The sequence below is a fragment of the Pseudomonas sp. TNT3 genome (assembly GCF_010095445.2).
Lineage (GTDB): Bacteria > Pseudomonadota > Gammaproteobacteria > Pseudomonadales > Pseudomonadaceae > Aquipseudomonas.
In genome coordinates, this window is record NZ_WFGV02000013.1 from 100687 (window position 1) to 117418 (window position 16732).

The 16732-nt window shown below is 54.1% G+C and carries 11 protein-coding genes; 8 read left to right on the plus strand and 3 right to left on the minus strand.

Annotation, left to right across the window (positions count from 1 at the left end; all coding sequences use genetic code 11):
* The first annotated feature begins 53 nt into the window (after positions 1–53).
* Positions 54–2060, plus strand: coding sequence for a hypothetical protein (locus GBC55_RS10760; RefSeq protein ID WP_162437374.1), 2007 nt, complete (start codon positions 54–56; stop codon positions 2058–2060).
* Positions 2061–2112: 52 nt separating this feature from the next.
* On the opposite strand, the gene GBC55_RS10765 is transcribed toward GBC55_RS10760, so the two are convergent.
* A complete protein-coding gene (locus GBC55_RS10765; protein ID WP_162437449.1) occupies positions 2113–3144 on the minus strand; it encodes an acyltransferase family protein in 1032 nt (343 codons plus the stop codon).
* Positions 3145–3849: 705 nt separating this feature from the next.
* Between GBC55_RS10765 and GBC55_RS10770 the strand changes: the two genes are divergently transcribed.
* From GBC55_RS10770 to GBC55_RS10795, 6 genes are all read left to right on the plus strand, one after another.
* The gene (locus GBC55_RS10770; RefSeq protein ID WP_162437464.1) at positions 3850–4149 is read left to right on the plus strand and encodes a hypothetical protein; all 300 of its coding nucleotides are present in this window, start codon (positions 3850–3852) and stop codon (positions 4147–4149) included.
* 90 nt (positions 4150–4239) lie between these two features.
* Positions 4240–5346, plus strand: coding sequence for a polysaccharide biosynthesis/export family protein (locus GBC55_RS10775; RefSeq protein ID WP_162437450.1), 1107 nt, complete (start codon positions 4240–4242; stop codon positions 5344–5346).
* A gap of 14 nt (positions 5347–5360) precedes the next feature.
* On the plus strand, positions 5361–6020 hold the full coding sequence (locus GBC55_RS10780) for a YjbF family lipoprotein (protein WP_162437451.1): 660 nt from the start codon (positions 5361–5363) through the stop codon (positions 6018–6020).
* Positions 6021–6058: 38 nt separating this feature from the next.
* Entirely contained in the window at positions 6059–6790 is a 732-nt protein-coding gene (locus GBC55_RS10785) for a capsule biosynthesis GfcC family protein (protein WP_247266895.1), read from the plus strand.
* A complete protein-coding gene (locus GBC55_RS10790) occupies positions 6787–8877 on the plus strand; it encodes a YjbH domain-containing protein (protein ID WP_162437453.1) in 2091 nt (696 codons plus the stop codon). The genes GBC55_RS10785 and GBC55_RS10790 overlap by 4 nt, the downstream gene beginning before the upstream one ends.
* A complete protein-coding gene (locus GBC55_RS10795) occupies positions 8874–9269 on the plus strand; it encodes a VanZ family protein (RefSeq protein ID WP_162437454.1) in 396 nt (131 codons plus the stop codon). Before GBC55_RS10790 ends, GBC55_RS10795 begins: the two co-directional genes overlap by 4 nt.
* Positions 9270–9405: 136 nt before the next feature.
* On the opposite strand, the gene GBC55_RS10800 is transcribed toward GBC55_RS10795, so the two are convergent.
* Complete coding sequence (locus GBC55_RS10800) at positions 9406–11019, minus strand: nuclease domain-containing protein (protein WP_162437455.1); 1614 nt, start codon at positions 11017–11019, stop codon at positions 9406–9408.
* Positions 11020–11022: 3 nt separating this feature from the next.
* Positions 11023–13284 (minus strand): restriction endonuclease, encoded by a 2262-nt coding sequence (locus GBC55_RS10805; RefSeq protein WP_162437456.1) that lies wholly within the window; start codon positions 13282–13284, stop codon positions 11023–11025.
* A 327-nt stretch (positions 13285–13611) separates the two neighbouring features.
* Here GBC55_RS10805 and GBC55_RS10810 point away from each other — a divergent pair.
* The coding region (locus GBC55_RS10810; protein ID WP_162437457.1) for a DUF6531 domain-containing protein at positions 13612–16732 on the plus strand (3121 nt) is incomplete at its 3' end.

The following is a 16732-nucleotide window of genomic DNA, read 5'->3' on the forward strand; positions in this document are numbered from 1 at the left end:
ATCTGCCGTCAACCGATGGCGGAAAGCGTGCTGGTGTAAACTAGAAGTGACTCGTGATAGATAGTAAGACCCAGAAAAATTGGCGAAGTATTCGTTTTTTATTTTCGGATTTTGGCCACATTGCTACGTCCAACGTTTCAATTCATTTCGGGCATATCGAACAACAGCCGGTATATCGCCGAACGCAACAATTTTTGAGGTTAAGCATAATGCTGAATCGCCGTCAGATATTAAAAATTAGCTCCCTCGCCACCACATCATTTGCAGTACCACTAGCATACTCTGCGAGCAAAACAAACAAAGGCTATAACATCGGTGATACTTCAACTTCTCCAGAAAATATGATTGAAAGCTCTGTAATTATAACTAGTGGGTGCATGCCAGTAGAGGCTCTAGCAACGAAATTCAACTTACCGCTTGATGATGTCGGCGCGATAGTTAATGCTGCCTGGGCGGAAAATATTGGAGTACTAATCGGAAAACGATTGTACACCACCAATACATCAATCCTGGTAAGAGCAAACTGCGCACTCATAGGAGTTGGCAGCGGGTTGAGCTTTATAAAAAGCGCAAACGGTTTTACTGGCAACATTATTGACACACTAAATTTTTCTGCTTTACAACGCGCTCAATCGGTATCAGTTAATGATACGATAAATCCCGTACCGCGACGCTTTGTTTTGTCCGGATTCACAATAGACGGAAATGTACAAAATTACGGAGGAGTTATATCCTCAGACAGCGGGTATGGTATTCGCTTATACGGAGCTGGATATTCAGTCACTGATGTAAAGCTCACTCGTATCCCCGGGATTGGATTTTACTCCGAACTTGCTCCGCACGGGACATACTTTAACTCAGACAAAAATGAAATAAAGTCGTTTAGCCCTACAGATGAGTATGGTGGCGTAGGAATACGAGGTCTATATATTTTCGATACGGGAGAGGAAGGCTTTGTATTTATTGGCCCTGCAGATATAAATGTATCTGATGTATTTGTGGGATGGGCAGCTAACAGTCAAAGAAATGAATATGCACCAGGCAAAAAATCTAAGTTGTTCAGCGGACGCTCAGTAGATTCAGTAGTAATCTTACGTAGCTGTGAGATTGGTTTTATTCACGCTTTCGACAACCGAAATGGTCATGGAATATATATTGATCGTCAAGGAGCAGGAAAGCCTGCTGTTAGATTTAATGCAAACCACGTAATGAGTGAAAACTGCTTTGGGAATATCTATATCGGCCCTGACGTACACTATCAAATAAGTACGATCGACTCACATAACAACACTGGCGGAGACGGTTCTAGGCCGCACTTGCATGTTTCTTCTACTGTAGGAGGTGTTTGCAACAATATCAAAATTAAAAAGGAAGCTTCCTACCTAAGCGAATATGGATGCGACGCTGCCATTGTTAATGGAGCAAAACATAATCTTAAAATTTTTATTGATACTACTACTGGCCAGCAGCGTGGCAGAGGAGTTCTCTGTTCGTCACGCATAAGCGACATTGAAGTGCATGCCTCGGGAATGAAGGGTATGGCTTATTCCGGGTGTTCTGTTAGCTACGCAGCGGAGGTTACATCCCAATTTACCGGTAGCAAACTTAAGGTTATAGCTCAGCTTTGTGAAGGCGGCATCAATTTTTCAAGCTCTCCGAATAGTGGTGATTATGGCAGCGAGTTTGAAATAATTAGCGATGAATGCACCACTCCCATTAATGGACTGTCTTCACTATCAAGTCGACAAACTCGATTTGTAAGAGCCACACACCTCACAGGTAGCGGCCCCTCACTACGGAGCGAGTACTCATCTTTTGTTGCTGTCAATCTCGACTCAACTGAAATACAGTCTCTTGAGCTGGAACACGGATTGATTGCTGCCCCAAAGTTAGAAAATTGCAGACCCTATCTGACGGGCAACTCTGGCATGCCATATACAATGCCAAATATTGAGCAGATGTATGTGTGTGCAACTGACTCCAAGACCGTAACAGTAAAAGTTAAGTTTGCAGTCGGCGGCACGGGTTCCGCTTCGCTGTGTGTAGACGCGCGCATATAAACGCACAGCACTCGACATATATTCCACTCCCGCGCATTTTACTAGCAGGACGTCACGAATCAGTGATTGTTCTTTTCCCGTACGTCGGTGCTAGTTTTCCGTTAAACAAGACATCTAGTAACTTCACCCTACTTACAAAGTAAGCTACCGCGAGCAAAACCACTACCTGCACAAAAAACGTAAGAGGCCAACTAGCCATACCCAAATTGGACAACGCTTTATGGCAAGCAATATTGACAATGTAGTTAAAAGCCAAAATTGGCAAAGTCATTTTACCGACCCAAGAAAGAGCCTTGCTGTTAACTAGCCTCGCTATCAAGTACAGAAGTGCGGTTCCTGAAAGAGCACCGCCTACATTTATCAACAACCACTGAGGCTGAGCAATGAAATTTTCTGCCATAGATATGGCCGCAGGTGTAATATAATTTGTAGCAAACAACATTCCTGCGCTAACAACACCTACTAGCGTCACAGGGATCGTCTTTTTGGACAAAACGGTTTTTGCGGTAATTCCCACAGCAAAAAACAAAGTAGCAGTGAGTGCAATAGCGCAATTAAAGAGCGTGTAATTATTCACTTCAAAACTAATTATTACACCCACAACCCCGATCATGTAAAGAACATAGATACTGTTATTTCTGAACGTGGCATAACAGGCGATTGCACATACCTCCGTTATAAACAATGCGAACAAGAACCAAACTGGAGTAGATTCAAAATTGTATTGGGTATTTGTATATCCGACAAGCGTACCTAATAGCTTTTCAAAAAATACATGTAGATCGATACCGCCTTTATTTAGCACGAGCATGGCGAGGAAAGGTATTCCGCAAGCCAGACCTAAAGTCCAAGCCGGCATAATTAGCCTATAGAATTTTCTTTCAACTTGACGCACCGGACTCTGAATTGACTTCTCCGGATTAAACAAATACCCTGACAAAATGAAAAACGCAGGCATGTGGAACGAATATATAAAATTGTGCAACCACGAGGGCAACCCAGTTGTATGACCAAGCACCACTAGCAAAATACCGAGCCCTCTAAACGAGTCTATAGTGAGGCTCCTGCTTCCTGCATTTTCCATGTAAATGGCTCTATTAGTTAGATTCGAAATATTAATAGGAGGTCGTAAGCAGCCCACAGGTGACTTGCCCCCCCTCATTTTTAGTTACGAGCTTTTTTCAATTTCAGTTTCAAACGTCATCCTGTCATAACAGATGTAATTTCATATCTGAAGCTATGCAAACCAAGCACAATGAGGTACTGCATCGTACGACCGGCGCACTCAGGTATACGAACACTGCCTTTTGCGCCTGAAAAGGGATGCTCGAGCATTGGCTTAAGTAAATAAGCGCCGGATAGTCACCCACAACCCACAACCCACATCATACGGTGTCAAATTTTCCCGCAATTCAGGCGCCAGGTCGAGGGGAAGTGCTCGCTTTGCATTAAAACAATGTTCACGTAAGCCCAAAACCAAAAAAAGCCCAGGAAACCCAGAAAGCACAATCTAGGACAGCAGCTTCGCACTCGTTTAAGGCAACGCAGGCATCAAAATTTGTATGGATTGCCGTGTTGATAGCCTCTTTCCTAAAGCAGCAGGTTGCGGTGTGACGATTTGGCTCATAGGACGTCGAAAGCATAGCTTGCGTGACCAGATAGGAAATCGTTGTATGAGGATTATCGAGCCTCAATGCGAGTTCTAGCTTGCAAAATAGATACTTCCTGCAATAACCTACTCAAATAACCATCAAGGATTATCCTTTCAAGGAGCATAATCATGAAAATCATGAAAAAACTACTAGCTTTGGCCCTCGTAACATCCGTCAGCTTGCCGTTGATGGCAGCTGAAACAGCACCTGCAAAAGCCCCTGAAGCTGCTACGCCTAGTGCGACTTCGGGTCTGAGCTTATCGACCCCAATCGCCGGTGGCGTTACAGTCGGCACTGGCTTGGCTGTTGGTGCTGGTCTCATCGCTGTTGGAGTTGCAGCTTCGAATAGTGGCGGTGGTGGTGGTAACGACGGTACCCCTGGTACTACCGGCACTACTGGGACCACAGGCACCACAGGTACTACTGGTACCAACTAAACCGGTCTCTCCCGCTTAAAGTTCGATACGCTAACCTCCCAGCCATGCTGGGAGGTTTTGTTTTGCCTATTCCCTCGAGCAATTTCGATAATGAATCGCGCGCTACCTTTGGCCATGCTGGTTGGCCTGACCCTGCAAGGCTGCATATTTTCCCCTGGTCAGCACATGGACACGGGCAATCTGGTACGAGAAGGCTCACCGGAAAGCAGCCGCATTGAGTTGATACCCATCACTCCAAAATTAATGGCAATTGAAACCGCAGCCGACCATTCGAATATTATTGCGCCGGAGCTGCTACGTTTTCAGCCTAGCGAGTATCGGATTGGTGCCGGTGACCTTATCTACATCACCGTTTGGGATCACCCTGAGCTGACTGCTCCGTCCGGTCCTCAACAGCAAATTGAAGCAAACGGGCGTCTGGTTCGCCCCGATGGCTCGCTCTTCTATCCCTACGTCGGCAACATAGAAGCTGCAGGTAAAACCATTGAGGATTTGCGCTCGATCATCGCCTCGCGCCTTGCCAAGGTTGTCGCTGAACCACAGGTAGACGTCAGCATCTTGCGGTTTGTCAGCCAGAAGGTCGTCCTGTCTGGCGCCTTTGGTAAAACCGGTCAGTTACCCATTACGAATACACCTCTGAGCTTATTGGACGCTGTCGGCCAAGGTTCGGTACAAGCCGGTTCTGCCGATATTTCGGGCTTGGTGTTAAAGCGCGATGGTCGCGAATATGTCATCGACCTCGACACGCTTAATCGAAAGAACTCGACTTTGCACAACCTTTATCTGAAAGATGGCGATCAGCTCCATTTGCCGTACAACGATCAGAAAAAGGTATACCTGCTCGGCGAAGTCACCGCTGCTCGACCGCTTCTTTTCAAAGGTACCAACATGAACCTCACCGACGCCCTTGGTAGCGTTGGTGGTTTGCGTCAGGAAACCTCCAGCGGCAAAGAGGTCTATGTGATCCGTGGCGTTGAAAATCTCGCGGACGAACCAGTCAAGGTTTTCCAGATCGATCTCAAATCTCCTTCTGCGTTCGCCCTGGCTCAGCACTTTAAATTGAAGCCGCAGGACGTTGTCTATGTTGGCCCCGCAGATGTCACTCGCTGGAACCGCTTCATCAGCCAGGTTTTCCCAACTGCCAACCTGCTGCGTACCGGTGTAGCGATTCAAGATGACATGGGCAGCGAAAACTAAGAATTGGATGTCTTGTGAAATTTTTGCGACTGGCCACCCTCTCGGTGGCCTCCCTGCTAGTGAGCGCCTGCAACCCGTTGATGACCGCTTCCATGGACACGCTCAAGGCCGCTTTCGAAGGTCCTGAGCCCTTGGAGCTCACCCGCCAACAGGTGGATGCAACCCCGTACTACCAGATCACCATTGCGGCACCTACGGGTGAAGCCGTTATGGCATTGGTGCGTCAGCAGAATGGAGTTGGTTTCTGGATGGCGTCGACTCGCCAAATTCTGATGCTTGAGGACGGCTTGGCCATTCGTAGTGTCGGTTTTAACAACAACCTCGATGGCACTCGCTTCGACGGTGAGTCGCCCTTCAAAACGGGCTTGCACCGCGTTGTCGATGGCTTGCAGACCCGGCGCCAGGTCGACTTTGTCGACGGTTACCGGATGGGCGTGACCCTCACCAGTCGCTTTGAGAAAAAAGGCCTGGAAACCGTGCATATCCTCGACCGCGACGTTGAGTTGCTGCGCGTTGACGAGGACATCGCCATGGAAGGTCTCGGCTTCACTGCGCGGAACCAGTACTGGGTTGACCCTGCCGACGGCTTCATCATGGCCAGCGTGCAACATCTGACCCCCGAATTGCCCCTACGCATTGTTCAAGTGCGCCCGAATAAGCCGGTAGTGCAATGATTCCTCGTTCCTCCTGGCTGCTTTGCTGCAGCCTGCTCATGACTTTTGCCGTAAATGCTGACTCGCTGGTTACCGTGCAGGGCGATGCCGCCAAACCTGGGCGCTACTCGTTCCAGGAAGGGACTCGCTTGCATGACGTTTTACTACCAGCTCAAGTGAGCCCTAAGGCGTATCTGCTCGGCGCTGCGTGGTTACATACTCCATTGCGCAACGCGCAAGAGCGACTGAAATTGGGCGTGCTCTTCGATCTCGCGACTGTTAAGAGCAACGCACTGCAAGATGACGAAATCGAGTTGGCTGAACTGGCTGAACGCTTGATCGCCAAAGTGCAAGCGATGCCGGTTACCGGACGCAGGGTGGCTCAACTCGATCCGGTGCGTGTTGAATTGAACCGTGGGGACAATCCCTACCTGAGCAATGGCGATGTACTGCTCTACCCTCCTCGTCCTACTACGGTACGAGTTGTTGGGGCAGTACAAGGCGAATGCGATCTTCCGTACCAGGCATTGCAGCCGGCAATCAGCTATCTGAAAAACTGCCAACGTGACGCTGGTGCTGACAAAGATGTGCTCTTCGTTATCCAGCCGGATGGACGTGTTTTCCAGGAAGGCATTGCGCTTTGGAATGAAACCAAGTCTGTATCGCCAGCCCCAGGCGCACGCATCTATGTCCCAGTGCACAGCACTGCGAAAGGCGACCCTACGCCTGATCTGAATGCCGAAATGGCTGCTTTTATCGCCACCCAGCCGCTGCTGGAGGTGAAGCCATGAAGTATCACTTGATTCCTTGTCTACTGCTCGGCTGTAGTACTTGGGCAGTAGCCGAACCGCGCTACACGCAGAGCGATTTTGGTGGTATAGGCCTATTACAAACTCCTACTGCGCGTATGGCTCCGGCTGGGGAGTTGTCTTTGACCGCCAGTCGAACTGATCCGTATAGTCGTTATAGTGTGTCCTTTCAGCCTTTCGATTGGTTGGAAGGGTCGTTTCGCTACACCTCGATTAGTAACCGCGACTATGGTCCTGAATCTCTTAGCGGTAGCCAGAGTTACAAAGATAAGGCGATCGACGCCAAAGTGCGCCTGCTCGAAGAAACCCACTGGATACCGCAAATTGCATTAGGTGCACGTGACGTGGGTGGTACTGGCCTGTTTTCCAGTGAGTATTTTGTAGGCAACAAACGGATGGGGAATTTCGATCTTAGCCTGGGCTTAGCCTGGGGCTATATCGGGAACCGTGGCGATATGGACAACCCGTTGGGCTGGCTGGATGACAAATTCGACACACGACCAGACTCAGGCACCCAAGCAGGTAACTTTAACGGAAACAGCTACTTCCGTGGCTCCCCATCGTTCTTTGGCGGCGTGAACTACCAAACACCTTGGGACCCGCTATCCATAAAGCTCGAATACGAAGGCAACGACTACCAACACGAGCCACAGGATAACAACCAGATCCAAGATTCCCCAATCAACCTGGGCTTCGTTTTCAAAGCCAACGATTGGGTAGATCTCCACGCAGCCTGGGAACGCGGCAACACCGCCATGTTCGGCATAACCCTGCACACCAACTTCGCCACCCGCAAAGCGCCAACCAAAAGCTTCGACCCTAAACCCGAACCTGTGCCGGACGTCAAACCGACAACCGCTCCAACGGACGTGCAATGGGCCGGCGTCGCCAAGCGTTTGCAAAACAACGCAGGCTACACCGTTTCGAAAATCACCCAACGTGATTCCGAACTCATCGTCTACGGTGAACAGGGTCGCTACTTCCACACCCCAAAAGCCGTTGGTCGCGCTTCGCGCATCCTCGACAACAGCGTCAACGATCAAATCGACTGGTTCACCATGGTCGACACTCGTTACAGCTTGCCGATCGAGGAAGTCAGCGTGCCCCGGGATACGTTCCGCGAAGTGGTGCAAGAAGATCGCCCACTGGAAGACCTGCGCCGGGTAACCGAGCAAAACGTTTCGGTACCGCATCAAGAGAAAACCCTGTACGCGAAGACGCCGGACAAGTTCACCTATGGCCTGGGCCTTGGATATAAACAGAACGTCGGCGGTCCCGACGGGTTCCTGTTGTATCAGTTCAGTGCGGATCTGAGCGCCGAGTATCGTTTCAAGCCTGATCTGTGGTGGAACGGTCTGTTAAGCGCGAACCTGATCAACAACTTCGACAAGTTCAAATACGACGCACCGAGCGGCCTGCCCCGTGTACGTACCGACCTGCGTCAGTACATGACGACGTCGGAAGTTACGATGCCGACGTTTCAGCTCAATAAGGTCAAGCAACTGGATCAAGACCTCTACGGTATGGTTTACGGCGGCTATCTGGAGTCGATGTTCGCCGGTGTCGGGAGTGAAGTGCTGTATCGTCCAATGGGCGAGCGCTGGGCCGTTGGTGTGGACATGAACTGGGTCAAGCAGCGTGATTTCGATCAGGGCTTCGGTTTGCGCGACTACAGCACCATCACGGGCAACGCTTCGCTCTACTACCGCAGTTCGTTCCAAGACATTCTGGGGGCACTCAGTGTTGGTCGTTATTTGGCCAAGGACTACGGCGTTACCTTGGACTTGTCCCGCGAATTCGCCAACGGCGTGCGGTTTGGTGGTTGGGTGACGGTCACCAATGCCACGAAAGAAGAATACGGTGAAGGTAGTTTCGGTAAAGGCATCTATTTCTCGATTCCGTTCGATGAATTGATGGCCAGTTCCACCACTCGCCGAGCTAACTTGGCATGGACTCCGCTGACTCGAGACGGTGGCGCTTCCTTGGGTCGCAGCTACTCGCTGTACTCCCTGACAGAGCGTCGGAACATCGACCTGTTCCACAACAACTTCTACAAGGTCACCGAATGAAGCAACGGATACTGCGTGCCCTGCCCAAGCTGGCGTTTTTCGTGATCCTGGTGGTGCTGTGCGTCGCCGGAATGCGCGGCGAGCCGGTACCGCAGGTGTTTGAGAATCAGGACAAGCTGCATCACTGGGCCGGGTTCGCTTGTCTGACGGTGAGTGCTTATCTGGCATTCCCTGGCACTCGGATTATCTGGTTGATGTTTTGGACACTGTTGGGTTCGATGTTGATCGAATTGGAGCAGAGTTTCATGCCGCTGCGCACTGCGTCCTGGGGTGACATGGTGGCTAACGCCACGGGTGTTATGTGCGGGATGGTGGCTATTCTGGTTTGGCGTGGTTATCAGCGTGCGAGGCTCAAGAAGGCCTCGTTCGCGGTGTCGCAAAGCGTCAACTGATCAGATAATTCAGCCGTTTCCTCTGTGGGAGTGGGCTTGCTTGTGATGGGGTGTGTCAGTCGATTTAAGTGTTGACTGACACACCGTAATCGCGAGCAGGCTCGCTCCCACAGTTGTTTCTGGTATGACTGGTCTGTTAATCAGTAGCTTCGACCGTGATCTCAGCATCCATATCTTTCAAGTCGGATAATTCCGCATCACCGGACATCATCCCAAGTGACCGCAGCATCTCGACCAACCCATTGCTTTCATCCCCAAGCACAGCAACACCCACCTGATTCTCCTCGTGATAGTCCATCGCCTCCAACCACGGAGCACCGCCCCTGCGCGGGACCAGCAATACCGCCCTGTCCGGCCTCATCCCATTCCAGCGCAAACAATCGCGGTACAGGTGCGCAGATTCCATTGCGTCCAGCACCGCAGTGCGGGTGACCCGGTACTTGGCGTCCATCACGATGAACTTGCAGCCCTGCGGGCCTTTTACTGTGACGACAATGTCGGGATAGCGCTCACCCGACACGCTGGTAAATCCATGATTGTCTGGCCGATCAAATGCGGGGCACTGAACCTGTAGCCACACATCGACCTGAGTGTCGTTGCCTGTACCTGTACAGCGGATGACATCCACTCGCGTGCCGGGCCAATGGTTTGTCCAGCTCAGTTCGGGATAGAGAGACTTCAAAGTAGCAACGACCTTGAGGTAGCACCATCGCTCGTAGATCTCCCACGTGGGACTGATCCACAGGCGCTCCCCATTGCGGCTGCCGTCGATACCTGGGCGCAGTACATACCAACCGTAACGATAAGCGCGTGCATAGGCCGGGTGGGCAGAGATGGCGTTGAGCCCTGCGGCGGTGATTCGGCGTTGGCGCAGGGAGCAAAACGGTTCCCGGCGTTGAATCTTCCTCAGTGCACTGTGCAGCCCTTCCACGTATTCAATGCGCCGGCCAAGCCTTGGAGCCAGGGCAGAACGGGTGTCGGTGTCGCGCTCACGAGTCAGCAGTGTTCGCAAATCTGTGATGACCTGTCGACAGCGGCGTATCGTTTCATCAAGCACGACAGCCATGGCCTGGTTAGCCGGGTTGTCCAGGTCCTCGAACACGCTGGGCACATCAAATTGCAGGGGCTTTGCGCCAGTGTTCGTTTGCGCCCGGTGATAGAGCAGCGCAGTGGCAGCCGGGTCTTGCAGGGCACGACGCAGAGTCTGATGATCAATACGGCGCAACTGATGCGCAGGCCGTAACGTGCGCTCTCGCCGCAGCCGGGTGAGCGGCTTGCGTATGACATCGGTGAGGGCCGTGAGTAAGGTCGGGCCGTACCGCTTGAGCCGTGCGAAGCTGAGGTGCGGATCAGTGACACGCCCTTCGCGACCGATGTCCCGCTGGGCGTATTCGTCGCCTAGCAGCAGACGTGAATCAAAGGCGAGGATCTCGTCGAGCATGGCGGCGAATGTCGCTTCGCCGACTTTGCTCTGGTCCGGTGCCACGTCGAAATGGTAGGTCGCAACAACGACGCCCCCCTCGTCCACCAGCTCCGCGGATACCTTGCCGGCATAGAACATCGGCGTCCATTGCCACGCATCGAACGCGCCATGGCGAATGGTTTGCAGCGGCTCATCGTCGACGAAGAAACTCCGCTGGGGCACCACCTTGAAATAATAGGTGCCCAGCTCCACGAACCCCGGTTCGACCCCGTCAGGGCTGACGCTGAATGCACGTCCTAACTTATCGATGTAATGGATAACGGCCATGGTTCATCGCCAGAATCGGGCAGTGCCGAGGATGTGCAGGTCGCCCTTCAATTCGACGAGTTTTGCGGTGGATTCCGGCAACAGCCCGCCTCCTAAAAGCGTAATGCAGTTGTCGAATGCATCCTGTAGGCGCTGCGAATCTTCTCCGCGGATTTTGGGCAGGACCTTGGCGTAAATCGCTTGATCCAGCGCCGCGTCAAATTTAATTACGCCGCCGGTCTCGGCCTGCTCGATGTAGCCGATTACGTCTTGAATGGTGCGCCAACCGAAATGCAGGCGTGCCGGGCGCAGGGCCTTGACCAAGCCCGTTAGCGTGTCGCGCACGTGGGAAACTTGTTGCACGGTCAGGCTGCTGGTTTGCCAGCCTGGGAACGCGTCGACATCGATATCCCAGAACTCGATGACAGACGCCCGATCAAGCACTTTATCGCTCAGCCCGTGGGTGGTTTCATCCATATTAACGGTGCCGATGATCAGCAGATTGTCCGGATAGGCAATGCTCCGGGGCACGCCGCTGATGTCATCGTACTGGGCATGGAATTCGATGCGATCGCCGGTTTCCATGGCCGACAGCAGTGGCGCGAGGTACTGCTCGGGGTGGGACAGGTTCATTTCATCGAGCACTACCGTGTACGGGCGTTCGGGGTCGGCGCTGGCTTTGAGTAGGAAATCGACGAATGCCGTACGGACATAACTGTCGCTGTCCAACGGGTTGATGTAACCCAGCACGCAGGAAGGATCGTGCCAGCCGGGTTGGACAGGTATTGTCAGCAGGTAGGGTGCTGGATTGGATTGATCTTGGTGTAGCGCGTGCGCGTAACCCCGCGCCAGTAGCGTTTTGCCCGAACCGCTTAAGCCGGTGAGGACTGCAAAATGTCGGCGTGGATGACTCCAGAGTCCGGCGTCGAGGCGAGCAACCTGATTGAGTGAGAAGGCGGTGCCTTTCGGGAGGCTTTCGTGGATGGTTTGCGGTGATGGGCGTTGGAACGGAGCGGGTTTCTGATCCGGAACGGTCAATGGGGCGATGGGGGGATTCGCTTGTGAGGACGGTGATTGAGGGAGCCAGTGAATCTGCGCTGCCCAGGCTTTTCCCCGCTCTGTCAGGTGCAATTTATCGTGCTTTTTTTTCTCGGCTAACTGCAATTTTTCCAACCAGAAGGGCACATTGGAGGCAGCTCTGTCGCCAGACGATTCTGATCTGATACTTCTCAGCAAATTGAACGTATCAGAGTTGGACATAGCTTGGCTGCGCATTGCAACAAGCATGTGATCAAACCCGACCACGCGGGTCAGCAGCCAATCAGAGATTTCCTCGGGCCCGTCTGTTTCCACAAGGCCTTCACCTCGCGGCGTCAAATAGATTTTATCACCTCGCTCTTGTATCACCCCCCACGTAAATAGATTGTGGAGGTGACTTTTTAAACTCGTTTTGCCGTTTGCATCTTTGATTTTTTGCATATGAGCTAGAAGGTCCTCACGCGTGCAACCCCCTTTGGCGAATTTGATGATGGCCGTAACATCCGCGAGCCCCTTTCCTATGGCGCGCATGCCAAATTCGCGGCTTTCGTCAGGCAAGGGATTGAGTCGCTCATGGCCCGTATTGAAGTCTACGATTTCGGTAGCCTCAGCTTCCTGATCCTGGAGGTAGTTCAAGTAAAGCAACCACGGCAAGGTCATGCGCTCCAGTGCTTGCGGGGATAGCCCATCAACCTTGTCGCCCAGGACATGATCCAGGTGATCGCGCACAAGATGATGCAGCGATAGATCACCCTCTGCCCCCGATAAACCGAGCCATAACGACAATGTACGCAGCTTCGAAATGTGAGCGATCGTCGTCAACCTGGACGGACAAAGCGCGGCGAAGAGTCTGTTCTTTTTCAGTCGGGTATTGCGTTGGTTGATTGGAGTGTCGACCAATCGACTCAGCGCCTGCCAGCCGGCGTTCAGTACTTCGTCATACTTTTGCGGGTCGATTCCTTCAAGCGATGTGCGGATATCCCAAAGGCATGTGGCGACGGAGGGCGTGTGAATAGCGTCGGACGCATTGATCGGGCCCATTCCGTTGCGGCATAAGGTTTCACTCTCCCACAACTCCGTTTGAATCTGCGTACTGCAAAACTCATCGTGAGTGGCGTTCTGAACTTTCTGCAGAAACTCCGACAGGCTTGCCAGCCAGTTCTGATACCAAGGTAACCCACGATGCTGAGCCAGGACTACTTCACAAGCTGCTCTTAGATTCGCGTCATTTGTCAGATCCACCGCCACCTGCTTACCCCTTTTGTCATTTGAGAGACAGTATTCATTACCGTCACAGCTACGCCTTGCCATAAAGCCCGTCTGGACGCTCGCTTTAGAGCCTTGTCTGTGAGCTGCACTATGCGTGATCAGGAAACATCCTGCATGCACTTGAATGGCAGAGCAAAACAATTGCTTCGAATTGATTCAGCGATTTTTCCTACCAACAACACCTACTCCGCCTGACTTCTTTCCACCCTGATCCCCCGCACAGTCTCTCGCGCCATTTTTCCTGCGCGAGGGACTGCTCATGTTCGACCCGATTGTGTGTTCGCCTTCGTTCGAAGCGCTGCGCTGATGGAGCACAGCGCACGCATCGAGCAGGCGCTCGACGACTTTCCTAACACCTTGACGCTGTATCTCCAGCAGCTCGATCACTGGTTCAGCCGTGCCGCCGACACCGTCAGTCACGCGACGGATCTGCCGTCGCTGATGGACATGGATCGGCGGATCAAGCTCGGTGATAGCACCACGGTGGTCGGTCGTCGCGATGACGATTTTATCTCCACGGTGGCGCAGTGCCCGAGCAACGGGATTCTGCTGATCGAGAGCACGTTCGAGTCGGTGTATGACATTCCGCTGGGGAACATTCAGGTTGATGTGATAGCGGTCGAGGGTGGCGAGCGCAAGTCGGTCACGCTGGATGCAAACGGGAAAGGACAATTCCGCGGTATTCCCGGAAAGTTTTACCGGGTGCACGTGCAAAGCGCGGTGACGAAGGATCAGGTTGATGCGCTGTTCAAGTCTTACGACGGACTCACCGGGCAACTGGAAGACTGGCTGCGCAAGGAGTGGGAGGGGTTCAAGCCGCAGTGGTCGCAGTCGGCGTTTGCGGCGGCGGGTAATGGAATGCTGGCCGGAAGTTGGGCGGCGATTATTGGGGTGTGGGACAGCCTCAGCCTGCTCTCGGAAATCCTTCAGGATCCCGGCAGATTCGCTGAACGCTTGGGCAGTGGCGCGGATGAGCTGGTCAAGCTCGCGAAGTCCGCACCGGAGGCGATGGCCCAAATCCAACTGCTGGTCAGTGATGAAGCGGCGCTGTGTTTGCTGCTGCGCACGGCCAGTCTGTGGTGGGACATGCTGCCGCCCAGTGTACTCGCGGGCAACACCGCCGAAGCGGTGGCCACGGGGGTGGTGCAACTGCTGATCGATATCCTGATTGGTGTTGTCCTGACGTTCGTAGGCGCCGGCATCGCTTACTTGAGCATGCGCTTGGCCCACTATGGCGCCCGGATCGTCAATGCCGCCGTGGGCTTCGTCAACGCCATCTTCGCCCTCCTCAGCACCTTCATGTCCTACGTCGACCGCTACAAAGCCGTCGCCGCACGCGGCATCGCGGCCGGCGCCAATCAGGGTCGCCTGCTGCTGAACTGGAACCCCCGCAAGAACACCACGCTCAAGCAGAACGAACACCGCGACGACGCGTCGAAACAGGCAAAAAACCCCAACGACGACGCCGCCACATGCGTGGCGTCCACCTGCAAGAATGGCTGCCCGGTATCGATGGTCACCGGCGAAGAACTGCTGACCCTCACCGACGGCACGCTCGACGGCCTCCTGCCCTTCGACTTCGCCCGCCTCTACCGCACCAGCGCCGCCGAGCTCGATGTCGGCCTCGGTTTCGGCTGGAGCCACAGCCTCTCCCATCGCCTGGAAATCGTCGGCGACGAAGTCATCTGGATCGACCACGAAAACCGTCGCACGCCCTTTCCCCTGCCGAACAGCGAACGTCCGGCGATCCACAACAGCCTGTCCAGGGCGGCGATTTTTCTCGGTGACGCGGCCGAAGAACTGATCCTCGCCCAAGCCGGCGACGCACCGCGCTTTTATCACTTCATCAACGGTCGCTTAAGCGCGATCAGCGACGCCTACGACAACCGCCTGCACCTGACCCACGACTACCACGGCCGCCTCGAGCGCGTGGACAACGGCGCCGGTCGCGCCTTGTTGTTGCGTTACGACCGTCGCCACCTGATCGCCGTCGACTACCAGCGGTTTACCCCGGCGCCCACCGTGGCCCAGGGGTGGGTGACGGAGCAGACGCTGGTCCGCTATCGCTACGACGAGCACCAGCAGCTGATCGAAGCGACCAACGCCGCCGAGGAGAGCGAGCGTTACCGCTATGACGAGCAGCACGTGATCCTGCAGCGGCAACTGGCCGGTGGGGCGAGTTTCTTCTGGGCGTGGGAACGGTCTGGCAAGGCGGCCCGCTGCATCCGTCACTGGGCCTCGTTCGGGCAGATGGACGCGCACTACGTCTGGGATGACCAGGGCAGCGTCACGGTCAAGAACCTCGATGGCAGCGAAGAGGTGTACGTCCACGACGATCGGGCGCGGCTGGTGCGCAAGGTCGAACTGGATGGCGGCGAACACCTCAAGTCTTACGATGATCAGGGTCGATTGATCGCCGAGCAGGACCCGCTGGGCGCGGTCACCGAATACCACTACGACGACGCTGGGCGGTTGGTGGCGCTGATTCCACCGCAAGATGAACCGACAGCCTACGAATACCGAAACGGTTTCCTGCACGCACGCTTTCGCGGCAAGGCCGAGTGGAAATACCTGCGCAACGCCCAGGGCGATGTCACCGAGGCCATCGACCCGGACGGCCACACCACGCACTACCGCTACGACGCCCAAGGCCGACTGCTGTCGATCCGATACCCGGATCACAGCCGGCACCTGTTCGTCTGGAACGCGCTGGGCCAGCTCGTCGAAGAAACGCTGCCGATAGGTGGCACGAGAAAGTTTTCCTACGATGCGCTGGGGCGGCGGATTACCCAGGAAGACGAACACGGCGCCGTCACGCACTCGCAATGGGATGCCGTCGGCCGACTGATCCACAGCACCTCACCCTCCGGCGCCACCCGCTCCTTCAGCTACAACGCCTACGGCACGCTCACCTCAGCCACCGACGAACTGGGCCAGGTCACGCGCTACGAGTACGTCGAGGACCTGCACCTGGTCAGCCGTCGGATCAATCCGGACGGTTCGCAGCTGCGTTATCGCTACGACAACGCACAGTTGTTGCTGACGGAAATCGAGAACGAGTCCGGCGAAAAATACCTTCTGGACTACACCGCCAACGGACTGATCCGACAGGAAACCGGCTTCGACGGCCTGCGCACTGCCTACGAATACGACCTCAACGGGCACCTGCTGGAGAAGACCGAGTTTGGCGAGGACGGCTCGCAACTGGTCACCGGGTATACACGCGATGCGGCCGGACGTTTGCAGGTCAAGACCCTGCCCGATGGCACCTCCGTTACCTATCACTACGACACGCTCGGGCGCCTGACCAGTGTCGACGACGGCCACGACCACCCGCTGGAATTCGAATACGACCGCCAGGATCGGCTGATCACCGAACACCAGAGCTGGGGCACCTTGCGCTATGGCTACGACGCCTGCGGCCAGC